Origin of the sequence: Paenibacillus sp. D9 (assembly GCF_001188365.1) — a bacterium.
GTDB classification, from domain to species: Bacteria; Bacillota; Bacilli; order Paenibacillales; family Paenibacillaceae; genus Paenibacillus_O; species Paenibacillus_O humicus.
The window spans coordinates 928699-952072 of the sequence record NZ_JZEJ01000001.1; the positions used below are offsets into that span (position 1 = coordinate 928699).

General features: G+C 55.4%; 18 protein-coding genes and 2 pseudogenes. 6 read left to right on the forward strand and 14 right to left on the reverse strand.

The window, feature by feature from the left end; translation table 11 throughout:
- Positions 1 to 86: 86 nt before the first annotated feature.
- The 3 genes from VE23_RS04335 to VE23_RS04345 form a co-directional block, all read right to left on the reverse strand.
- On the reverse strand, positions 87 to 1199 hold the full coding sequence (locus VE23_RS04335; RefSeq protein WP_049867386.1) for an ABC transporter substrate-binding protein: 1113 nt from the start codon (positions 1197 to 1199) through the stop codon (positions 87 to 89).
- Positions 1200 to 1355: 156 nt separating this feature from the next.
- Entirely contained in the window at positions 1356 to 2063 is a 708-nt protein-coding gene (locus tag VE23_RS04340; RefSeq protein ID WP_048744346.1) for a GntR family transcriptional regulator, read from the reverse strand.
- A 144-nt stretch (positions 2064 to 2207) separates the two neighbouring features.
- Complete coding sequence (locus VE23_RS04345; RefSeq protein ID WP_049867387.1) at positions 2208 to 2495, reverse strand: DUF5658 family protein; 288 nt, start codon at positions 2493 to 2495, stop codon at positions 2208 to 2210.
- 396 nt (positions 2496 to 2891) lie between these two features.
- Between VE23_RS04345 and thpR the strand changes: the two genes are divergently transcribed.
- The gene (gene thpR, locus VE23_RS04350) at positions 2892 to 3542 is read left to right on the forward strand and encodes an RNA 2',3'-cyclic phosphodiesterase (protein WP_049867388.1); all 651 of its coding nucleotides are present in this window, start codon (positions 2892 to 2894) and stop codon (positions 3540 to 3542) included.
- A gap of 31 nt (positions 3543 to 3573) precedes the next feature.
- On the opposite strand, the gene VE23_RS04355 is transcribed toward thpR, so the two are convergent.
- The 8 genes from VE23_RS04355 to VE23_RS04390 form a co-directional block, all read right to left on the reverse strand.
- Positions 3574 to 4131, reverse strand: coding sequence for an NUDIX hydrolase (locus tag VE23_RS04355; RefSeq protein WP_049867389.1), 558 nt, complete (start codon positions 4129 to 4131; stop codon positions 3574 to 3576).
- 265 nt (positions 4132 to 4396) lie between these two features.
- Positions 4397 to 5383, reverse strand: coding sequence for a cation diffusion facilitator family transporter (locus VE23_RS04360; protein WP_049867390.1), 987 nt, complete (start codon positions 5381 to 5383; stop codon positions 4397 to 4399).
- A 96-nt stretch (positions 5384 to 5479) separates the two neighbouring features.
- Positions 5480 to 6961: a protein adenylyltransferase SelO gene (locus tag VE23_RS04365; protein WP_049867391.1), complete on the reverse strand. Its 1482-nt coding sequence runs from the start codon at positions 6959 to 6961 to the stop codon at positions 5480 to 5482.
- A 189-nt stretch (positions 6962 to 7150) separates the two neighbouring features.
- Positions 7151 to 8902, reverse strand: a complete 1752-nt coding sequence (locus tag VE23_RS04370; protein ID WP_048744334.1) for a methyl-accepting chemotaxis protein — start codon at positions 8900 to 8902, stop codon at positions 7151 to 7153.
- Between the two features lie 382 nt (positions 8903 to 9284).
- Entirely contained in the window at positions 9285 to 9872 is a 588-nt protein-coding gene (locus VE23_RS04375) for a class I SAM-dependent methyltransferase (RefSeq protein ID WP_232316798.1), read from the reverse strand.
- A gap of 114 nt (positions 9873 to 9986) precedes the next feature.
- Positions 9987 to 13421 carry a discoidin domain-containing protein gene (locus tag VE23_RS04380; RefSeq protein WP_442950534.1) on the reverse strand — a complete coding sequence of 1145 codons (3435 nt, stop codon included), beginning with the start codon at positions 13419 to 13421 and terminating at the stop codon, positions 9987 to 9989.
- Positions 13422 to 13752: 331 nt separating this feature from the next.
- Positions 13753 to 14817 carry a serine hydrolase domain-containing protein gene (locus VE23_RS04385; RefSeq protein ID WP_232316800.1) on the reverse strand — a complete coding sequence of 355 codons (1065 nt, stop codon included), beginning with the start codon at positions 14815 to 14817 and terminating at the stop codon, positions 13753 to 13755.
- Between the two features lie 489 nt (positions 14818 to 15306).
- Positions 15307 to 16587, reverse strand: coding sequence for an RICIN domain-containing protein (locus tag VE23_RS04390; protein ID WP_127505586.1), 1281 nt, complete (start codon positions 16585 to 16587; stop codon positions 15307 to 15309).
- A gap of 291 nt (positions 16588 to 16878) precedes the next feature.
- Here VE23_RS04390 and VE23_RS25690 point away from each other — a divergent pair.
- Positions 16879 to 17103: pseudogene (locus VE23_RS25690) on the forward strand (winged helix-turn-helix transcriptional regulator); the annotation flags it as partial.
- Here VE23_RS25690 and VE23_RS04400 read toward each other — a convergent pair.
- Positions 17100 to 17399, reverse strand: a pseudogene (locus VE23_RS04400) (NAD-dependent epimerase/dehydratase family protein); the annotation flags it as partial. The pseudogenes VE23_RS25690 and VE23_RS04400 sit on opposite strands and share 4 nt — an antisense overlap.
- A 213-nt stretch (positions 17400 to 17612) precedes the next feature.
- On the reverse strand, positions 17613 to 18137 hold the full coding sequence (locus VE23_RS04405) for a VanZ family protein (protein ID WP_049867395.1): 525 nt from the start codon (positions 18135 to 18137) through the stop codon (positions 17613 to 17615).
- Between the two features lie 260 nt (positions 18138 to 18397).
- Between VE23_RS04405 and VE23_RS04410 the strand changes: the two genes are divergently transcribed.
- Together VE23_RS04410 and VE23_RS04415 are read left to right on the forward strand one after the other, a co-directional pair.
- A complete protein-coding gene (locus tag VE23_RS04410; protein ID WP_048744327.1) occupies positions 18398 to 19249 on the forward strand; it encodes an NAD-dependent epimerase/dehydratase family protein in 852 nt (283 codons plus the stop codon).
- Between the two features lies 1 nt (position 19250).
- On the forward strand, positions 19251 to 20408 hold the full coding sequence (locus tag VE23_RS04415; protein WP_049867396.1) for an MFS transporter: 1158 nt from the start codon (positions 19251 to 19253) through the stop codon (positions 20406 to 20408).
- 114 nt (positions 20409 to 20522) lie between these two features.
- Here VE23_RS04415 and VE23_RS04420 read toward each other — a convergent pair whose 3' ends face one another.
- Positions 20523 to 21008 carry a GNAT family N-acetyltransferase gene (locus VE23_RS04420; RefSeq protein WP_049867397.1) on the reverse strand — a complete coding sequence of 162 codons (486 nt, stop codon included), beginning with the start codon at positions 21006 to 21008 and terminating at the stop codon, positions 20523 to 20525.
- A gap of 653 nt (positions 21009 to 21661) precedes the next feature.
- Between VE23_RS04420 and VE23_RS26345 the strand changes: the two genes are divergently transcribed.
- Both VE23_RS26345 and VE23_RS26350 read left to right on the forward strand, forming a co-directional pair.
- Positions 21662 to 22387, forward strand: coding sequence for a hypothetical protein (locus tag VE23_RS26345; RefSeq protein ID WP_232316802.1), 726 nt, complete (start codon positions 21662 to 21664; stop codon positions 22385 to 22387).
- An 81-nt stretch (positions 22388 to 22468) separates the two neighbouring features.
- Positions 22469 to 23257 carry a hypothetical protein gene (locus tag VE23_RS26350; protein WP_157053905.1) on the forward strand — a complete coding sequence of 263 codons (789 nt, stop codon included), beginning with the start codon at positions 22469 to 22471 and terminating at the stop codon, positions 23255 to 23257.
- Positions 23258 to 23374 lie beyond the last annotated feature (117 nt).

Sequence of the window (23374 nt, forward strand, 5' to 3'; positions counted from 1 at the left end):
CCAGGACATTGCGGAAAAAGAGACGGGAACGCTCCGCTCGCCGCAAGGCTGGAAGGTTCCCGCGAGCCAGGCCGACGGTCAGCCCTTTATTTCGTTCCGGCCATTTCGGTGAACTGCTTCACGACATCGGCCTTCATGGCGGCCGCTTTGGCCCGGTCGTAATCGACGAGATCCACTTCGGATACCGGGATCATTCCTTCCGGCGGCGCTACGTCGCTGCGTACGGAATAACGGTTCGACATCTTGGTATTGAGCTCTCCGGTTTCCTTTGTCAGCAGCCAATCCATGAATTTCCGGGCGTTGTCCGTGTTGGCTCCGCCATGGATGATGCCGGCTCCGCCGATCTCATAGGCGGTCTGCTCCGGCACGATGACTTGAATCGGATAGCCCTGCTTGGCCGATTTCACGATATCGTGTGCCCAGGACATGCCGGCAATGAACTCTCCGGTAGCGGTCAGCTGGATGCCGTCGCCTGCTTTGGGCGTGTAATGGTGGACGTTGGCGTTCAATTTCTTCAAGTAGTCCCAACCTTGCTGCTCGCCGAGACGGAACAGCTGGTCCGCTACAAAGATATAGCCGCCGCCCGCAGTTGCCGGGTTGGAGGTGATGAATTGGCCTTTATAGGCCGGATCGAGCAGATCATCCCAGGTTTTGGGCTCTTGAACGCCTTTTGGCGCCAGCTCCTTCTGGTATCTCTCGGTGTTCAGCACGATGCCGAGAACGCCCATGTACCAGCCCTGCCAATATCCGTTCGGGTCGTTGAATTTGGCATCGATATCGGCTGCGTTCGGGGACGTGTATTTCTCCAGAATGCCCTGCTCGGCCAGCGGCTGGTAAAACTCCACGGAACCGCCTACGAGCACGTCCGCCTTCGGCGAGCTTTTCTCGGCTTGGACCCGAGTGCTTGCTTCGCCTGCGCTGCCGAGATTCAAGTACTCCATCTCGATGCCCGTATCCTCCTTGAACTTCTGCTTCAGCTGAATCATGTCGTCCTCGTTCAAGGCGGAATAAACGACAAGCTTGTCCGATTTCGGCGTGCCCGACTCTGCCGCGGCTTGATTGCTCTCCGCAGCGCCTTTCAGCGCATTCGCCTCCGCTCCGCCCGTGTTGTTCTGTCCGCAAGCGCTCAGAACGGTTGCCGCAGCAAGCACGACCAGCCCCAAGGAATGCTTCTTTCTTTTCCCCCAACTTTTTAGCATGCTCCATCCTCCTCATTCATCTGACAAGCTGTCTGACATCTATAACTTTAAAAAACAAATGTTTGCGGAACATAATCGAGTCGTTAAGGTTTTATGAACGAACATAAAAAAACCGCATCGCCCCAGTCGAGGGCAAGCGGTTCATGGGAAAGTCGTTCAATCCCGTTTGACATACAGCTTGAAAGCACTGCTTTTCAAATAATCGAGCGAGTAAAAGACGGGACGGTCGTCCTCTCCGAAATGAAGCTGCTTCAGCAGGATGAGGTCCCCTCCGAGCATCTCGGCAGCTTTGCGGTCCCTTTCCTGAGCGGCGCCGACGGGACAGATCTCGGTCAGGGCGTACGAGATGCGGATGCCCAGCTTTTCCTGCAGGAAGTCGAAAATCGCGCCGGAAAAGCCTTCTTCGAAATGACTCGCCGCAATATCCTTCGGGAAGATGTTGTAGTAAAAAGCCACCTTCTGATCGTCGGCCGTTCTCAGCCTCTCCAGCACGACGACCGGATCCCCGCTTTGCAGCTTTTCGGACCAGTCGGGCTCCGGCTCCTGCGAATAGATCTTCACATAAGCTTCGCTGTCCTTGTAGCCGACACGCTTGATCATCTCTCCGAGGCTGCTCAGCTTGTTGAGCGGGTTCATGATGAGGGAGCCCTGCTCGTTCACGTAGGTGCCGACGCCATTTTTGCTTAGCAGCACGCCTTCTCTCTGGAGCATCTTCAGCGACTCCCTGAGTGTCGGGCGGCTTACTTCGAATTCCTTCGCCAATGCGGGCTCGGAAGGAAGCTTGTCCCCAGGCATCAGTTCTCCGCTCTTGATTCTCCGTTCAATCTCTTCTTTGACACGAATATATAGAAGCTTTTTCTCCATGAAGTGTCGATCCTCTCGCCATAAGGAAATGCCGGGCTATTTGGAATTAGGTTATCAAAATTCAGCGGAAACTGCCAGTATGGCGGCGATTACCTGCTGTCCTCGGCACGCCGACCGCCGATGGGCGGACGGCGGGAGCTCAGCTCAGCCGGTGCCGGCAGCCAGAACGATCCACGCCAGATGATAAGCGGCAAGCAGGGCGTAAACGGCCGCAGCGAAGAGAATCAATCGGGAGATCAGGATCGAGCTCGTCCTTCCTCCCATGAGCAGAAGGAGCGACGGCAGCACAATCTTGTACCCGTAAAACAACGCGGGATGCGTCCCGTACAATAAAGCCGCGAACGGATTGGCTTCCTGTATGGCGTTAAGCCGGATGCCCGCATCGGTCGCGACGGCGTCGAAAACGGATAGAACGAGAAGAAGCCACTTCATAACAGCGTTTCCTAATTTGAAGCCCGAACCGGATACCGATGTTCTTGCCTGCATAGACGAAGCCCCCCATCATGATACATATTGTATCATGATGGGGGGCTTCGCTTCCAGCTCCGGCAGCCAGCTCCATAGGTTGACAGCGTGAAGGACCGCATGGATTGCGGATATTGCTAGGCAGGCTTCTCGACATCTCCGGCCATTGCTTGCCGCACCCATTCGTAGCACCGGAGCAGATCGCTGTCGCTGACGTAATCGGAGCGATGCTCGAACATGATCGCTGCATTCGGATTGTGTTCCCGGACAATCCTCGTTGGCCGCTCGTTTCCCCGCTTCGCCTGAGAAATCCGGGTTTGGGTTACAATAGAAAGAGAATTCATCCAAAGGAGGTCTGCATCTTTGCATCAGAGAGATCTAACAAAACCTGCCCGAGACGGACAGCGCGTTTTTGTCGCCGTTCCTCTGCCGGGCCCTTTGAAGGAAGAGATCGGAGCTTGGTCCGACGAGCTGCGCATCCTCTATCCGTTCCGAAAATGGACGGATGCGGCGGATCTGCATATCACGCTTCAATTCATCGGCGATACGCTGCCGGAGCGAGTGTCGGAGCTGCGGTCCGTACTGGCTTCGGCCGCGCAGTCCGGCGCAATTCGGCCGTTCGTCCTGACTTTGAGCGGCACGGGCACATTCGGCATTCCCGAGCGGCCGAAAGTGTTCTGGGCAGGAATCGGCGGCGATAGAGAAGGGCTGCATCAAGCAAGGAACATCGTCGCGGAAGCTGTTTCCGCCCTTGGATTCAAGGCCGAAGAGCGGGCTTACAGCCCCCATCTTACAATTGCCCGAAACTACCGGGGAACGGAGCCGTTTCGGATGCCCAGGCTCCAGCTGCGTCCGGGAGCGTCGGATGCCGGGAATTCCAAAGGAACCGAAGGCCGGCCTGCGGACTGCTCCTCAGCCTCAATGTCCTGGACCGTCGACGAAGTCGTCTTGTACCGGACGCATATGCATCGGCTTCCTATGTACGAAACCGTCGCCCGCTTTCCATTCGGATAAAAAGTTGGCGAGGCGCGGTTCCCGCTTGGAGTCAGATGCGGAACAATCCGTAGCCGGCAAGAGGCACGATGGGATCGGGATCCGATATCAAGCCGTCCGACCGGCCGTTCAGGGCGACGTCGACGAGCCAGCGCGTGAATGGAGCTACATGCATCTCCGCCATTTCCTCCAGGCTGAAAAAGCCGGCCGCATCGACCTCCACGCCATCGGGAACCGGTTCGCCGCCGACATAGTCCATCGAGAACGCCACGTACACATTATGAATTTGCCGCGGCTGATCGCGCAGGGCGGCAATTCCGGTGACGACGGCATGAATGCCCGCCTCCTCGAGCACCTCCCGCTGCACGGTCTCATGCAGCTGCTCCAGCTGTTCGGCGTATCCGCCGGGATTGGTCCAGTATCCCCTTCCCGGCTCCTGGGCACGCCGCACGAGCAGCAGCTTGCCGCCGCGCTCCACCAAGGCGCCGACTCCGATGCTGTAATGGCCCCAATGAACGAAGCTGCACGAAACGCAGGCCCTTCTAGGCGTTCCGTTGATATCCCTCGTCTCCATGGCATCCCCGCACGCAGAGCAAAAATTGACTTCCATAGGCCCACTCCTCCGAGATCATTGACACGGCTGCTCTGCCGCCGCTTCTTTTAATTTGTTTGACACTTAGCCTTCCAACCGTGAAATAACGAGCTGAAGACGTTTAATCCCTATACTATCGAACTATCGCTTCATCCGCCATCGGTATTTTCGGCTGGAGGAATGAATTCGGCGGCGGAGCCGGAACCGTTCTTGACCGCATCAACAGGCCAAATAAAAAGACATGCGGAAGGGAATTCCGCATGTCTGCCAAGTCTGCCGATGCTTACTCCTGCGTCTCGAACTTCCAGTTGGGGACGCCTTGATCCTCGATGATGCTGATGGCGACATCCGCGATATCGGGATCGCTGAGCAGGCTGTCCCTGACCTTGAAGATGATGTCGTCCGCGTTCGCAAGCGTAAGGCCGGGCTCCAGCTCGATCGTGCCGTCGACATGATAATAACGGCCTTCCTGAAGAATCCTCATCTGGAAGATGTCCAGAACTTGAGGATGCGCCAGGATGATTCGGGCAACCTTGTCCTCGACATCCCGAGGCGCGGCCACGCCGATCAAGCCGACCATATTGTCGTAGCCGACCCGAAAGGCGACGCCGATCATGAGGAAGCCGATCAGGATGGTCGAGATGCCGTCCAGCAGCTCGAAGCTCGTCAGCGACGTCACGATGACCGCGATCAGCGCGAGCAGCGCGCCCGTCGTGGCGACGAGATCCTCGTAGAAGACCAGCCGGGTCGGAGGCGCGGCCCTGCCTACGTTGCGGAAGGCTGCGGCGACGATTCCCGTTCCCTTGGCTTCAACCCGGGCTTCATGCATGATCTCCTTCATCGCCTTGACGAGTACGAATCCGTCCACCGCCAAAGACAGGAGCAGCACGATCAGATTGAGCCAGAAGCCGCTCGAATGCACAGGATGCGCCAGGAGATGAAAGCCTTCGCGGATCGTTTCGTACGCCATGACGGTGACGACGAGAACCGCGATCATGCAGAACAGATTGATGACTCGTCCGAATCCGGTCGGAAAGCGCTTGGTCGGTTTCTTCTCGGCCAGGACGCTGCCTGCGAACACAAACCCCTGATTGATCGCATCGGCGATGGAATGCATTGTGGATGCGAACATGGCGCCGCTTCCCGTCGTTGCTGCGGCGATGCCCTTGACGACGGCAAGGCCTGTATTCCCGATCGCCGCTGTCGCTGACGAAGTGTTTCCTTTCTTCACTAGCTGCCAAAAGCCGGTTTTCGTCGAATCGGTGCTCATCGTATGCGTTTCCTCCTGTAATTTCCAAACTGAAGCGATTATACGCTGATGCTGCCCGTAATGTTTCGAAAATTCGACTCTGTCCTGCAGCCGGAATCAGGTTCCGCAAAATGTCCGGTAGGAGGCTGCGGTCTGTCCGGATGGAACAGCGAACTCGTCTTGGCCGGGACGATGGGCGTAAGGGCTTTCCAGCGCCGACAGCAGCTTTTCCATGACGCTCAGATCTCCTTGTTCCGCCGCCGCCAACGCTTCTTCCACCCGATGGTTGCGCGGAATCACCGCCGGATTGCTGGCGCGCATCAGAGCGGCGGACTGCTCGGACGACTGCGGCTGCCTGTCCAGTCTCGCCTGCCGCTTGGCCATCCAGGCCGAGAATGCCTGCGAATCGAACAGGGTATCGCCCTGCAGCCGCTTGCCGGTCGTCAGGAAGCGGAAAGTGTTCGTATAGTCGGCCTTTTCCTCCTTCATCAGCCGCAGCAGCTCGTCCACGAGCTCTTGATCCTCAGGCTCTTCATTGCACAGACCCAGCTTGGCGCGCATTCCGTTCAGCCAGTGCGAGCCATAGGAATCGGAAAATCTTCTGAGCTCATGCTCGGCCAGCCGGACCGCTTCTTCCTCGTCGTCATGCAGCAGCGGCAGCAGCGACTCGGCCAAGCGGGCAAGGTTCCATGCCCCGATGTGCGGCTGGCTGCCGTAGGCGTACCGCCCTTGCGAATCGATGGAGCTGAACACGGTGGCCGGATCGAAGGCATCCATGAAGGCGCATGGCCCGTAATCGATCGTTTCCCCGCTGATCGCCATATTGTCGGTATTCATCACTCCATGGATGAAGCCGGCGAGCATCCACTTCGCGATCAGCGCAGCTTGGCGGTCGACGACCCCCCGGAGCAGGACGAGATGGCGGCCGGCGTCGTCCGATCTGCAGAGTCCGGCGTAATGCCTCTGCAAGGCATAGTCGGACAGACGCTCGAGCTCGTCCATCGTCCCCCACTGAGCGGCATACTGGAACGTTCCGACGCGCAGATGGCTGGCAGCCGTCCTCGTCAGGACGGCTCCAGGCAGCACGGATTCGCGATAAACGTCATCTCCCGTTGCGGTCACGGCGAGGCTGCGCGTCGTCGGAATGCCGAGTCCGTGCATCGCTTCGCTGATGATATGCTCCCTCAGCATCGGCCCCAGAGCCGCCCTGCCGTCGCCGCGTCGGGAATAAGGCGTCGGTCCGGACCCCTTCAGCTGGATATCGATCCGATGACCCTCAGGAGTGATCTGTTCTCCGAGCAGGATCGCTCTGCCGTCGCCGAGCCTGTTGAAATGCCCGAACTGATGGCCGGCATAGGCTTGGGCCAGCGGCTCCGCTCCTTCCGGAACGGCATTGCCGGCGAGGAATTCAGCTCCCCGCCCGCCGCGAAGCGCCTCGGGATCCAGTCCCAGGGCAGCCGCCAGCCGCTCGTTGAGCACGATCAAGCTCGGGGAAGATACAGGCTTGGGATCGAGCCGAGTAAAAAAGAGCTCCGGCAGGCGGGCGTAGCTGTTGTCGAAGTTCCAGCCATAGCTGGTCTTGCTATCCGTTTCTTTCATAACATCTCCATTGGAATTCGAATTTTGGCATCATTTCCTTATTATACCCTGAGACGGCCCGCTTTCCTCGCTTCATCGAGATTTATGCGGATTCCAAGTCCTCGCATCTTCGAAATCTAGCCATGCGGACAGCAGAAAAACAGCCGCGCAAGGCGCGCGGCTGAAAAGGCTGTTCCCTGGATGAAGAAATCAGATCCTGAACTTGCTCACGATTCGGGTCATATTTTCCGCCATTTGCTTCAGCTGCTCCGATGAGCCGGCTACTTCGCCCATGGCCGCGGTTTGCTGCTCCGCCGCCGCAGCGATGCTGCCAGACAGCTTAGCCGCGGTAACCGCGATCCTTTCCAGCTCGTCGAGCGAGGCGGCGATCTCCTCGGTTCCAGCCGACATCTGCTCCGAAGAAGCCGATACCTCCTGCACCTGGCTGTTCACATCCTGAATCGACTTTACGATGGAGCTGAACGTCAGACCGGTCTGCTGGGCGATTTCCGTCCCATACCTCGCTTCATGGGCCGAGCGTTCCAGCGAATCCGCCGCCGCGCCCGTGCCGCTGCCGATTGCCGACAAAATCTCCGTGATCTGCTTGGAAGAGGACACCGAACGCTCGGCCAGCTTGCGGATTTCCTGGGCGACGACCGCGAAGCCCTTGCCATGCTCGCCCGCACGAGCCGATTCGATCGAAGCGTTCAGCGCGAGCAGATTGGTCTGGCTCGCGATCTCCGAGATCATCGCCATGATCTCTCCGATTCTGCCCCCGTGCTCCTCCAGCTCCCGTATGATCGCTGCCGTGTCGTTCAAATCGATTTCGATTTTTCTCATCTGCCCGACGACGCGCTCCATATCGCCTTCGCCATCTGCCGCTTTTTCCGACGTTTCGGCGGCGAGCTCCGATACGATGGAGGTGGATTCGGCGATGCGCTGAATACCGATCGCCATTTCCGTCATCGCCGTCTGGCATTCTCTCGTGCTCTGGAATTGCTGCTCGGAGCCGGCAGCCGCCTGGCCTGTCGATGCGGCGATCTCATTCGTCGCCTCCACGGCTTGCCTTGAGCTGTCCTGCAGCCGGTTGGCGGAGCTGGACACGCTCCTCGCTGCCAGCTGGATGTTGCCGGTCAGCTCCCGCAGGCTGGCGATCATTCGGTTGAAGGCTGCGGCTGCCTGTCCGATTTCATTTTCGCTTTTGACCGGAATTTCTTGGGTCAGGTCGCCTTGCGCCGCCAGCATCGACACTTCCGCCAGCTGCCTCAGCGGCTTGAGCGTGCGGTTCACGAAATAGATGATGAGCAGGAGCGCAGCAATAGTGAATCCGCCTCCGGCCAAAATATCCTTCCACAACATCCGGGACAGGCTTGTCTTGACGTCATCGTAATGGAAATCGACGCCGAACAAGGCGAGCGTCTTGCCTTGACCGTCCTTGATCGGAGACAAATACGATACCCACTCGCCTTCGGAATCGGTATAAGGAACCGTCAACGCGTAGCCGTCCTTCATCGCCTGCTTGAAGGCATTTTCAAAAACATCGGACATCTCGTAGACAGAGCCCGGCTGCATTGCGTCGCCATCCGTATTTCCCTGCAGATTGACAAGGGTTCGCTTGCCGCCGGCTTCCAAAGCTTCGGGCAGCATCAGATAGGCGTTGCTGATGACGAGATCTTCGGCGGACATGGCGACGAGCTGCGCCTTGAGCACTTTGAAGGCTTCTGTCGTGGCGGCTTCCTTGCGGTTCAGCACGGCCGATGCTTCCGCGATTTTTCCAGCATTGAGCTGTACTTGACCGTGCATGGCCTTGCCCAATTCGCGCAGCTGGTTGTGGAACTCATTTTTCTGGCTCTGATAGGCAAAAGCCGCGGTCAGGCTCATCACCCCGATCAAAAGGACAGCCAGCAGCAGCACGCTCGTTCGAATCAGACTTCGTTTGGGCAAGAACCGGTATTTTTTCATTCTAATAGGCAACCTCTCATGTTGGGATAGTATTATATCGACATTCGTGAGGCCATCCTTTAGACCATTCCCTGAGGCGGACAACTTTTTGATAGCGTGGCTATGATTGGGCCGAAGCTGTCCGCGGCCGGTTCCGGACACTGCCCAAAAAAAGCCCCCGGCACCGAACATGATACGGCCAGGCAGCCGACATCGATCGGGTTTCACCGGTACATCCTGAAGAAGCCGCGTCTTCGACACGGCTCTTTGATCGGGAACCTTTGCTTGCTCGCACACGGCTGTGCCGCCCTCCCGGCAGCCCGCTGCGGGGTGGTGCTGCGCTCTTGCCATGCACGATTTGAGCCTGTATGCGAATGCGCATAGAGAAACAACGGACCTTCTCTCACCGTCCCTTCTCCATCTCCCTTTCGGCGATCATCCGGTAATGCCTATCCGTCGGATAATCGAGCCTAATGACCTTGAAGCCGTATCGGAGCAGCATCTCCTCCATCTCCTGCGGCTCGACACGGCTCGGAGGCGGAATCCGGGCTTCATCCTGCTTCTTCAACCATTCGAGGATGAACAGCAGGCCGCCTGGCTTCACAACGCGGGCCAGCTCCCGGATCGGCTGTTCGACCGTGTCGGTCACGTGAAGCACCAGCGAGGCGATAGCCCGGTCGACGGATCGGTCCTGCAGCGGCAGCCGTTCTGCGGATGCCAGCACCGGCCGCAATTGAGGCAGGTTCCCTTCCTTCGCTTTGGCCTGCATATACGCGATCATCTCCGGTTGCGGGTCGGCCGCGACAACTTGCCCGCTTGTGAGAGATGCCGCCGGAAAGGAGAAGTAGCCCGTTCCTGCCCCGATATCCAGCACCGTCATGCCGTTCCCGATCCTCAGAGCCTGAAGCAGCCTGCCGGGAGGCAGCTGCTCCTTCCGTTCCTCGCTCTCCATTCTTTCAATCAGAGATGGACTGAATTTCTCCTTCATCATATTTCTCCTTTTCACATCGATTGCGGATGACGACGCTCCTCGAAGCCATTATCCCTCATCCCGCCGCGTACAAGCAAAAAAAGGAAGCTCCGAGGAGCTTCCTTTTTTTGCAGCCTATTTGATCGTCAGGTTGAACCCGCTCTGGATGTAGTTGCCGCCTGCATAGGCGATGTTCCGGGTCACCAGGTTGTTGAACGTCGCCGAGCCGTTGCCCGTGTACGTATAGATGGCTGCGCCAAGATGAGGTCCCGAGAAGCGGGATGTCGATATCCCGTCGCGGCCGGTGCCGTCGATCGTGATGTTGTTGAACACGATGTTCTCGAAGCCGCCGCCATAGCCGATCTGAACGCCGTCGCGCTGGGCGTTGATGATGTCGATGTTGGTGAAGGTGACGTTTTTGATCGCGTCGTTGGAAGCTTCCAGATCAATCGCCCCGCGCTCGCCGTTGTACAGATCCTGGCTGGTGCCGCTGTTGATGATCGTCGTATCCGAGAAGGTGATGCCGGTGTTGTTCTGGAAGTGGTAGCCTGGGAACACCGTATTCATCCGGATGCCGGAGCCGCCGACACAGTCGATGATGTAGTTGTGGTCAGCCTTGTGGCCGCTGCCGCCGAAGAAGGCGATGGCCGCCGCGCGCCAGTTGTTCTCGATCGTGTTGTAGGAGAAGGTGTTGTTCACGCCGGCCGGAGCGCCGTTCGTGTTGCTCGTCCAGACGGCGAGGCCGTCATCGCCGTTGTTGCGGATGCTGCTGTTGCGGACGATCGAGTTGCTCGTTCCCTGCGAGAAGTTGATGCCGTCGGCAAGATTGTTGCGGATGCGGCTGTTTTCCACGACGAGCCCGCTCGCATAGATCGCAGGAGTATGGGCGTAGTCGCCGACCCACATGCCGCATTCGAAATGCTCGACCCAGACGTCATGGATGATCGAATTAGTGCCGAAATTGTCCATAAAGCCTTTGTAGACGGCGTTCTGCCCGTAACGGGAACGCAGGTTGGAGTTCATGTAGATGTTGCTGAAATCAAGCTTTCCTTTGATTCTCAGGGAGATGCCGCCGCCCGATGCATTGGGATTCGTGAACTGGATGTTCGTATACCAGATGCCGGCACCCGTGACCGTGAAGTTGTCGATCATGCTGGTGGCCGAGCCGATCTCCCACATGCTGCTCAGGTGGAAGGTGCCTTCCGGGATGTAGAGGGATTTTCCGGCCGCTACCGCTGCGGTCACGGCAGCCTTGAAGGCGGCGAGATCATCCTTGCCGTCATTGGCGACAGCGCCGTATTCGGTGACGGACACCGAGTTGGCCGGACGGGCAACCGCTGCAGGAATCGGCTCGATCTCGATGAAGTCGACGCCGTACTCCAGGCTGTCACCGCCCTTCTGGACGCGGATCGTGTCTCCCGGCTTCAACGCCGTATCCAGCTTGAAGTGGACTTCGTCGAAGCGGAAGAGCGGCCTGCCGCCGCCCGGAGCGTCAGCCGGCATGTCGCCGGAGAAATACTGCCAGCTGTAATAAGAGGTCAGCGACACCGTTTTGGCTTTGGTTCCGTTGACATAGACGTCGAGCGAGCCGTTCTGGCCCATGCCGTCGCTCGTGTCGGGCATCGTGAAGCGCATCGTGACGCCTGCACCGCCCTGGCCTTGACGGACGGTCCACTGCAGGCTGGAGCCGTTGGACGGAAGTGCGGCGTATTTCTGTCCCGATGCTTCGGAAGCGATGAGCGACTGATCGAACGTCGGCGCCGTTCTCAGGACAGCTCCGCCGCCGAGCACCGCATCCTCCGTGTCGTAACGGCTGTACGGCATGCTGGCGCCGCGCGCCGAGTAGACCGTGAGGCTCGCGCTGCTCGTATTGTTGCTTTGCTTGGCCGGAATTTCATTGCCGTCAGCGGCTACCGTCGTCGAGACGGTATAGGTGCCGCTCGCTGCCGTCCAGCTGCCCACGCTGATATTCGCGGATGCGCCTGCTGCCAGGGAACCTGTGTAGGTGCCCGTGAAGGTTTGCAGCGTCGCTCCGGCAGCGTTTTTCAGAACGACGGTTACGGGATGGGCTCCGCCGGCGGAAGCCAGCGTACCCTGATTTTTAAGCGCGACGGTAAATGCGACCGCCGCTCCCTGCGACGGCGTGCCCGGCGACCATGACGTCACGGCGACGAGGTCGGAGCTGGACACCGGCGCTACGACGAGGTTAGTCGGGTTCGAGTAGCTGTTGTTGCCTTCATTCTGCTCGATGACGGCGTTGCTCTCGTCGACTTTGGCGCTTACCGCATACGTTGCGGCTGCTTTGGCGCCTGCATTGATCGATACATTTGCAGAAGCTCCTGCCGCAAGAGCGCCTACCGGAGCGGTGCCGGCGAGTTCGTTGTTCAGGTAGAAATTGAGCGTCGTGGCGCCTGCAGCTGCAGTTCCGATGTTCTTGACGACGGCGTTCAGCGTAATTTCGCCGCTCTCGACCGGAGAAGACGGAGTCCAGGACATGCCGGTAATGGTCAAGTCCGGATTAGGCGCTGGCGTGCCGAACACTTGGAACTCGGCAATCTGGCCGGCAGGGGCGCCGGAGTTCGCCGTAATGTTCAGCTGGAGGCGCTTGACCGTCGCGGAGACCGGAATCGTCACCGTATTGCCGGTTGCGGGATTGAACGTATAGGACTGGGCAGAGACGAGATTGCTGAAGGAGCCACCGTTCTGATCCGCTCCAAGAACTTGGATCGTTTGCGTGCGAGTCCCCCATTCCGAAGCCGGATTCAGCTTGAGGACGACGGAAGTGATGCTCTGGTTGGAACCGAAATCGAGAGTCAGCGTGCTCGGGTTGCTTCCTCCCTCCCAATAGGTGGATGTATTGTTGTCATTTGCATTTGCAGCTACGTAGGTCTGCGTGCTGGAGGAGGCTGTAATCGATTTCCCTACGGCAATGTTGCTGCCTGCCGGAGGAGTCGGAGTCGGCGTGGCCGAAGGCGTAGGGGTTACTGTAGGGGTTGGCGTTGGTGTTGGCGTTGGTGTTGGAGTAGGCGTGGGAGTAGGCGTTGGCGCCGTCGCTCCGTAGATCTCAAGCTCCGACAGCTGGCCTGCTGGCCAGCCCGTATTGGCCGTGAAATTCAGGCGGACGTAGCGGGCGCTGGCAGCGCTGAAGTTGATCGTGACGCTGTTGCCGGCGACGGATGGATTGAATGTATACCCGGCCGATCCGACGATGTTCGTGAACGTCGAGCCGTTCGCGCTGCCCTGTATCGAGAGCGTTTGCGTACGAGTCTCCCATCCGGACGGAAGCTTGAGCACGATCTGGTCGATGCTCGTGCTGGCGCCAAGGTCGACTTGGATCCACTGCGGGAAGGCGTTGTTCGTGCTTTCCCAGTAAGTTCCCTGATTGCTGTCCTTGACATTGTCGGGGCTGTACGTCTGCGACTGGCCGCTGGCGGTGACGGTTTTGCCGAGCGTCAGATTCGCGCCTCCTGCAGCGGTGGCGGGAGCGATGGGGCCGGCAGCCTGGAAGAAGCCGGCGGCGATCAGGACGAGCACCAACATCCAGTTCATATATTTAGTGCGGATACGCATTATAGTCCTCCTCGGGTTCGATTGGTTCGCGGCATAATCGCTTGAATACGACTGAATCAGCAGGTCGGCCAAATCCGTATATTCCAAATTCAAAGCGCTTTCAATTCTTGGGCTGCCATCACCTTCTTTGCTGGGATGATTGGTTGGCGATCCTCCTTTCACGGACATGCATCCTCATTATAAAGGTTGATTTGCCCCATGATGGAGTCGCGATCTTACGGAAAAGAGGTGCGATTCTATGTTTTTCCCGACGATGGCGCCGGAGGAAAACAAAAGGCCTCGATGCCTATGGCATCGGGCCTCTCCAAATCGCTTTTTTGGATCCGCGTCTCTAGAAACAAGACGAGATCAGATCATGAAGCTGGGGCCGGATCCGCAGAATAGCGTCCGTGCGGCCGAAATGGACCCGGTTGGTCAGCAGGACGATCTGCAGCTCCCGCTCCGGATCGAACCAAATGCTCGTCCCCGTAAAGCCGGTATGGCCATAGGATGCCGCCGACAGCAGGCTTCCTGCGGAATTCGGGCTGTCCGGATTGGCCAGCTGCCAGCCCAAGCCGCGGAATTCGCCGGCGAAGGGAGTCTGGTTCCGCCGAGCTTCTGCCAGCCATGATTCCGCCAAGATCTCCCTTCCTTCATGCCTTCCTCCGGCATGAATCATGGATGCGAACTTCAGCACATCCTCCGCGGTGGAGAACAATCCCGCGTGCCCGCTTATTCCTCCCATCCGCTCCGCCTTTTCGTCATGGACGACGCCGCGCTTGTAAGCTCCTGCTACCTCGGAGTATTCCGTGGAGGCGTATCGGGAAGGTTCGAATGACGGAAGAAACCCCGTATCCTTCATCCCCAGAGGAGCGTAGATCTCCCTCTCCAAAAACGAAGTAAACGGTTCCCCGGCCGCCTGCTCCGCGATAAGCTGCAGCAGAATGAAGCCGAGATCGCTGTAGACGACCTCCTTGCCCGGCGTGCTCAACGGACGTTCGCTCCGCACGCGCTCCAGCAGCTCTTCCCTGTTCATCGCCATCACTTCCTTCATAGGCAGTCCGGCTCGAAGGCCGGATGTATGGGTCAGCAGATGACGGATCGTGATGGGATGCTCGGCGTAATCCGCATACCCGCGGATATGGCCGCCTATCGTGTCGTCGATAGAAAGCCTGCCATCTCCAGCCAGCTTGAGAATGGCCGGCAGCGTGGCCAGCACCTTCGTCAAGGAAGCCATATCGAATACGGTGTCCCATTCCATGGCTTCCTTTTGCGGATAGACGGCTCTGCAGCCGTAGGCTCTCCTCAGGACAGGCTGTCCCTGGGCGGCTACAGCAAGCACGGCTCCCGGCAAATGTCCGTCCCTGACCTCCTGCTCCATGAATGCGTCAATGCGGGATTCGTCCATCTCTCCCATGAACCTGCCTCCTCCTTTGGCCATCTCGGCCGCCGCAAGCTGCGGCGAATGATGCTCCTCCTTTTATCTTCCATCAATACGCAGCGGTTGGCAATGCCGACTCTGTTATAGGCGAATGTTCCCTATCCGGCGTGATTGACATCTGGTAGTGATCAAGGCCATTCCATAGGATGAAAAGGCTCTGGAGCAAGGACTCTCAGGACCGGACCGGGAAGCACATACCGATATTGGAGGCGTTATTCCGAGGCTGTGCGTGTTCTGCGTCAGGGAGTAGCGGAATTTCCCGGCAATCGGGCCTTGAAGGTGTATCTCTCCATGGCTCTCAACAATACCGGGCATACAAGGAGAGCGTCCGGCTTCTTCATCGCCAATCTGATGGAGTCGCCCGAGGATGACTCTTGCCGTACTTCAAGCGCGGAATTTCAGCTTATGCAGACAAAAAAAGAACGCCGCAGTCCGCAGCGTTCTTTCTGGCATTCGTTGTCCTGCTTATACCTTCACGAAGCGCCACTTCTGCGCACCCGTGCCGTTGTCGGTCCAGATCTGCACGTTGGTGCCGTCAGCGGTTCCCGACGAGGCGACATCAAGCGCCTTGTTGCTGCCGACGCCGATGACCTTGAAGCTGCCGTCCCCATTGTCGATGATTCTCCAGTTCTGAGCGTTGTTGCCGTTCTGATTCGCGATCTGCACATTCGTGCCGTCGGCTGTCCCCGCCCCAGCGACGTCAAGCGCCTTGCCGCTCGCAGGATTGATCAGCTTGAACGTTCCATCCGCATTCGCGACTGCTTGCCAGCGCTGGGCTCCGGTTCCGTTGTCCGTGTAGATCTGGACATTGGTGCCGTCTGCGGTTCCTGCTGCATAAATATCAAGCGCCTTGTTGCTGTTGACGTTGATCAGCTTGTAGACGGCTCCGGCTTCGATCGGCGAAGAGGTCGACGTTCCTTGCGTATAGACACGGACATAATCGACGGTCATCGTCTGAGGGAATACCGTCGAAGCGTTCGGGTTGCCCGGCCAGTTGCCGCCGACAGCGAGGTTCATGATCATGAAGAACGGATGGTCGAACACCCATGTCTGGCCCGCTCCGAGCTGGCTCTTGTTGAACGTATGATACAGATTGCCGTCTACATACCAGCGGATTTGCGTCGGCTCCCACTCGACTCCAAACACATGGAAGGCGTCCTTGAACGAGCCGCTCGGAAGCTTGTAGGCCTTGCTTATGCCTCCGGCGCCGGAGTAACCGGGACCATGCACGGTTCCGTAAACGGTGCTGGTGTCATGGCCCAGGTACTCCATGATGTCGAGCTCGCCGCTGCCCGGCCAGCCGGCAGAGTCGATGTTGTTGCCGAGCATCCAGAAGGCCGGCCAGATGCCTTGGCCGTAAGGAAGCTTGATGCGGGCTTCAAATTTGCCGTAGGCTTGGTTGAACTTGCCTTTGGTCAGCAGGCGGGCGGAAGTGTAGGACATGCCGCCGACGTTTTCCTTGATCGCTTTGATGACCAGATTTCCGCCGCCGTCCAGGTAGGAGTTGTTGCGGCTGTTCGTGTAATATTCCAGCTCGTTGTTGCCCCATCCGCCGCCGCCGATGTCATAGCCCCATTTGCTGCCATCCGGCGCGGAGCCGGACGCTCCGTTGAATTCATCGCTCCAGGACAGGTTCCAGGTCGGCGCCGCTTGGGCTGAAGGCATGCGGACACCTCCCAGGCTGATCAGAAGAACGACGGCCATCGCAAGCATCGCAATCGTTCTCATTCTCGTTTTTGCTTTCATGTCATTTCCTCCTCTTCCGTTTAATTATGAAGCGCTTTCAAAAGGATTCAGTTGTTCGCCCTTCAGGCTCTTCGCACCTCCCTATCGAAAAATGGAAACTAATAACGGATGCTATTTTATTATGAACCTATCTCCATAAAAGTAAATTCCCATTATTTAGGGTCACTGGATTTCGGGTGCGGCATCGATCCGGCATCGGATCCGCCCCCTGACGTCTTTCGGCTGTTGTCCTTCCCTGCGACCTTTGTTAGCATGAAGGCATATCCATTTCTCGAAACGCAGGTGACCGTTATGAATAAGCAAGAGCCCAAAGTCTTCCGTACGGCTGTCGAGGGCGCGCTGGAAGCGATCGGCGGAAAGTGGAAGCCCGTCATCCTGTTTCATCTCACCTTCGGTATGAAACGAAACGGCCAGCTGCTCCGGCTCATCCCGGACATCACCCAGAAGGTGCTGACCCAGCAGCTGCGGGAGCTTCAGCATTCCGGCATCGTGAGACGGATTTCCTACGACGAGATCCGCATCGCCACATTGGGCTCCACCAGCTCCGCCCATGTCGGCCGGTCCTGATAGGCGGCATAGAAGATATGCGTGACGCCGCTCAATCCCCCGAGCTTCTCTCTTGAATCGGCGGGGTCGAGCAGGTCTGCGGCTATATAGCGGAGACGGGCCGACGGTTCGCCGCCTCTGCGCGACACTCCGATGATTTCCCAGTCCGGCAGGGATGCCAGATGTTCGATCAGGTTGCGGCCAATTACTCCAGAAGCTCCTGTTACCAGAGCGACTTTGCGTTTGCTGTCCTGGCTTTCCTTCAATTTCGTTCAGCTCCTTGACTTGTCATAAGCCGATTATGGAGCTTATCGAATGATGCCGTAAGTCCGCACTTCCAGGTCACTGGAGCACCTCCAGGTACCTGTCCCTGTCTTGTTCAAGTCCCTGCTTTCCATGCTCGCTCCGCCTTCAGGCACATATCTTCAACCGTTAGACGCTGTCTGCAGCAATCAAGCGCTTCCTCTTCTCCTCGGAATTCAGCCGGCGCTGCCTTCCGGACCGGCCAGCGTCGATTTCCCGGCAGGCCGCTTCCGTCCGAGCGAAGCAGCCGCCGCCAAGACCGCGTAGCCGAGCAGCCCTCCAAATCCGTTCAGGATGATGTCGTCCACATCGAAGGTTCCCATCATGAACAGAGCCTGGGAGCTTTCCAGCAGCAAGCTTGCCGCTGCCGACATGACGGCCGCTCCGAGAGCGTTCAGTCTCGTCTCCTGCCGGGCAAACCAGCCCAGCGGGATGAATAGGGCGATATTGCCGGTGAAGTTGATGAATTGATGGCTGCTTTGAAGATGATGCAGATTTTGACGGATGGATTGGAAAGGCGTCAGGTTCGCCGTCGCCGCGAAGCGGCCCCGGATCGATTCCGCCCTCTCTGGGATATGCATCAGCTGCTCCCCCAATAACCGGAGATCTACAGGACCAAACTTGAACAGAATGATTTTAACCAAAAGGTACAGATATGCGGCCAGCAGCATAAGCATCGGCGCTTTTTTTCGTATCGTCATGGGCATGAGCTTCTCCTTCGTCTTCGGTTGTCCGATAAGCATAAGAGAGAAAGCTTAAGCCACGCTCGGCAAAAGATAAGGTTTTTCTTAAATCCGATGCCAGGATGGATCCGATACATAAAAGTATAGTAGGTATACCAGTGATACTTAACGTAAAACTTCTTCACTACTATCGGAATCGGCTACCAATGCCTATAATGAAGACAAGCTTTGCAAGCGTTTTTAACTCATTCTATCGTTACCGTTCAGGAGGTATCATCATGCCGAAAGTGGTCATTACCGGTGGCAGCGGAATGCTGGGTCAGCATGTGCTGCGGCATTTTGTCGATCAAGGCTACGACGTGCTCAACGTCGATGCTGTCCGTCCCAAGGAACATATCTGCCCTACCCTGATCGCGGATCTCACCAACCTTGGCGAGGTTTACAGCGTTCTCGCCGGGGCCGATGCCGTCGTGCATCTGGCCGCGATCCCGGCCGCCCATATCCGGACGCCTGAAGTCACCTTCGAGAACAACGTCGTATCGACATACAACGTTCTGGAAGCGGCTGCCGGCCTGGGCATCGCCAAGGCGGTCATCGCCTCCAGCGAGTCCTCCTACGGCATCGTATTTGCCGTCAACAGGCTCGAACCGGCCTATGTGCCGATCGACGAGGAGCATCCGCAGCTGCCGCAGGACAGCTACGGCCTCTCCAAGGTCGTCAACGAGCAGACGGCGGACATGTTCCACCGGCGCACCGGGATGCAGGTCGTATCCATGCGCATCGGCAACGTCATCATTCCGGAGCGCTACGCCGATTTCCCTTCCTTCATCCATGATCCGGAACAGCGGGAGACGATCATGTGGAGCTATATCGATGCCCGGGACATCGCCGAAGCCTGCCGCCTGGCTGTCGAGACAGACGGATTGGGATCGGTCGCGCTCAATCTGGCGGCCGACGATACGAGCAGCGCCATTCCGAGCCGGGAGCTTCTCGCCGCCCGCTACCCGAATGTGAAGGATGTCCGCCACCCGCTGGACGGCCATGAGACTTTGTTCAGCAATGCCAAGGCGAAGAAGCTGCTCGGCTGGCAGCCGAAGCATGCATGGAGAACTTACGTCAAGGAATCCTGATATGAACCGTTCCGTCGCATTGTTCTTCTCGTTTTACTTCATTCTTTTCATGGGGAACGCCCTTTACAGCACCTTCATTCCGGTCTATTTCCAGGACAAGGGCTTCTCGGCCTCCCAGATCGGCACCCTGCTCAGCATCGGGCCGTTCATCGCCGTCCTGGCGCAGCCGATGTGGGGGTCGGTCAGCGACAAGTCCCGCACCAAAAACCGGGTGCTGCAGATTCTGCTGATCGGCAGCGGCGTCTCAATGCTGCTGTACCCGCTTTCGGATGCCTTCGTCTACCTGATGATTTTGATCGGCGTCTTCACCTTGTTCCAGACGTCGACCGGGGCCATCGGCGACGCCATTACGCTCGAAGCGCTCGGCAGCCAGGCATCCAGCTACGGCATCATCCGGCTCGGAGGAACGCTTGGCTTCGCGCTGATGTCGATTGTATTCGGCTCTTATGCCAAGTCGCATGTCGACAGCATGTTCCCGGTCTATGCGGCCGTCATGCTGGTCTCCCTGCTTTTGCTGCTCCGCTATCCGACGATCGGAGGCCATCAGTTCGCAGGCCGGCGGATGCGGATCTGGGAGCTGTTCAAAAACCGCAAGCTCGTCCTTTATCTCGGCATCTGCTTCGCCGTCAACGTCACGCTGGGATACTATTATGCGTTCTTCCCCCTATACTACAAGGAGCTGGGCGCAGACAACGGCTTGCTGGGCTGGTCGATGGTCATCTCGGCGCTGAGCGAGGTGCCGTTCCTGCTTCTGTCGTCCCGGCTGTTCAGCCGGTTCAGCATTTCATCCATTCTGCTTGTTGCATCAGGAGCCGCAGCCGTTCGCTGGCTGCTGTTCGGGTTGATCGACAATCCGCTTGCCATCCTGCCCGTGCAAGCTCTGCACGGCATGATCTTCATCGTCGTCTCGGTGACGATGTCCGTCTTCATCAACAAGGAAGTGCCGCAGGAGCTGCGCGCGAGCGGGCAGACGCTGAACGCCCTGCTCAATCTCGGCGCGGCCCGGATTATCGGCAGCTACGCGGGCGGATTCGCCAGCGAAGCCGCCGGAATGCAGACGGTGTTCCTCTATTGCGCGATCGTTACGTTCGTCAGCCTCGCAGTTTTTGCCGGCATCGGGCTGAGGAATCGAGCAGGTTCTGCAGAGATGCACGGGTAACCCGAGTCTATAAATAAGCAAAGGGGCTTTCCCAGTCATGTTCATGACGGATGGGAAAGCCCCTTTTTCGGCTTCAGCTTGCTTTGCTAGTTGTTGTTTTTGGAAGGACGGGCATTACGACTTCAACGGCTGCAATTCCTTGATGTACCAGGCATCGCAGGCATAGTGCTCCGAGCCTTCTAGAGGCGCTTCCAGCCCGGTGAAGCCATGCTTTTCGTAAAAGCGTGCGGCCGCCTTCATCGAGGTCAGCGTCTCGAGATAACAGCGTTCATAATGGACGCTTGCGAAGTCCAGCGCGGCCTCCATGAGCTTCGCCGCCATGCCGGAGCCTCTTGCGCCGGGCAGTAGATACATCTTTTGCAGCTCGCACACCTCGTTGGAATCCGCGAATGGAGCGATGCCGCATCCGCCTTCGATAGTCCCTTCGTTTTCAATGACCCAATACTTGCGCCCCGGGGCATCGTAATAACCGCTCAGATTGTCCAAGCTCTTGTCCGCCCAGGCTAGTCCTTCCCGGTTCCCTCCGAACTCGATCAGGCATTGGCGGATGATCGACGCTATGGCGGCATTGTCGCGTTCTTCAAGCTCGCGGATGAACATGAGTCCACTTCCTTTATCTATTTCTATCGAAAAAATTTTGATTCGTTCAACACTCCAAAAATGCAAGAGCAATATTCTTATTCCGTACTTTGTCCTTCTTCATTTATCATTTGACTCACATTTAGATCGCATTGCGATTTAAACGCATCTGTCGGTTGCATAGAACAGGCCATTATTTATGAGACTACCTTTACCGTATTAACAGCCGATTGCTGATAATTATAATTGATTTATTATACGCTTTGCCTAATTGAGTTATAGTAGGAAATGTTGTATTGAAACGTTCAACAGATTGCCCGTGGTTGCCATAATAAAGATAAACCTTAGTGTCGTATAAAACAAATTAATGAATTTATTTTCAACGGGGTTTTCTGTGAACATAATTAATGTAATGACCTTTTCTTCGTAGGCTCAATCATTATTTATAATAAATGATGGTTTTAGACTCTTTAATTGATTACCTAGGTATTCTTCAAATCTGATTATATTCCTTTCTCATTCTATGCTTATCAATGTAAAATGGCCTTATTATGCACCTTGTCCTCTTCCTCACCTCATTAATGGATCAGACATAAATTATTGATAGGTCTATAGTACCGTAAAACTGAAATTAAAGGCCTTTATTTCACATTATATAGGTATATATAACCTTTTTGAATATTAATTACATAAAATCAGTGTTATTCCATAAATTGTATTATATAATAAGAAGCGAGCATGGATCTATTAGTTTCCATGCTACACACTTTAAGGTTCTAATGAAAAATTTATTTATTGGAAAAGTTTTGGCGACGGGTGTATTGACTTTATCTTTTTTAAATATGCCTCATGTTTCAGCCGCAGATCAGGTGACAATCGGGAATTCTCCTGATGGAACGACTACCGGCCCGGCATATTCCTTTACTGGAAAAATTGACAAAGAAGAACCGAAGGGTAAACCAGAAATAACACCAAACTACACCTTCACATACTGGGATATGAATGCTCTTGGACCCAAATATTATAACTCGAAATATTTAATTAGGTACTTGTCTGATTCCTGGAGCAATGCAAGTAGCTATACATGGACCAAGACAAATACCGCAAGCTTAAGCTTTTCAACATCCGTAACAGCAGATGCAACGGATGCAATTAAAGCACAATTTGGTCTAACAGCACAGGTTTCCCAAACTTACGCACTTGGGACCACAATACCCGCCGACTCAAACAAGTTAAGTAAACTTACATTTGCAGCTGATGTGTATACTCAATCAATTAATTATCAAAAACAATACCAAGTATGTACTACTATTTGTTCAGAAATTATTTATGGTCCTTGGGAATACACAACATATATTGAACCCACTCCACAAACATATCTATTAGTTAGTTATAAGTAATCATTAGATCGCAATATCGTAATATAGACTCGTCAACCAAATTCGGATGATGAGTCTATATACGTAAGATTGGAGAAGAAAATGGCCCTCATTAAAAAATTTTTCTTTATTATGTTATTAGGAACAATTTCAGTCATCATAAATGGGTGTTCAGATAAAGTAACGGAAAAGCCCCATTTTATACAATACAACGCGTCTTTCTATGCAGAAAAAGATTCTGAGTATCCATTATCAATTTCATATTTAAACACAAGAAATTCAAAAAGTGTCATAAAACCCGAGAATGTAACTTCGATTCAATTTGGTAAAGACAAACTTGTTAAAATTAAAAATTATAAATTCTATGAATCAAATCCTTCAAAAAAATATTCAATATCTAATATAGAACTAAACTTAAGCTTTCCGGAAATAGGTAAAGAAGAAGTTCATGAGCTAACTATTAATTTCACCAAGGGTAATCCTATAACATTTCCAATTGGAAACTGGATATTTAATATAGAACCCGAATCATCAAATAAGGAATTTTTAGAAATGGGAAAAGATTATGGAGTTGTCTTTCCAAAATTCGATGGGTACCGTTTAAACTTCTACAATAAATCGAATGAAAAAATTAGTATTTCAGACGTTAAGATTCAATTAAAATCTGTTGAGTTTGAAAAATCAAACTATACTATCAACCCAAAAACAACTTTGAAAACGATTAATAAAATTAAAGGAAAACCCGCCTCAGATATGTTTTTTATTATACGGCCGAAAATTGAGTATAAATTGAATGATCAAAATTACAGTTACTATCCATATGCCTCACTTTATGGGAACATAGAGATTACTGATGAAGATTTAGAACGGGAATTTAATAAAACAAGTTAAAATAAATAAGTTATATCAACTTTAAACAGCCCTAGTACGGTGATGCACCGGACTAAGGTTGTTTTTCTTAATATCCCACTTAACTGTCTCGCGCGCTTTCGTCTATCCCAAAATGAT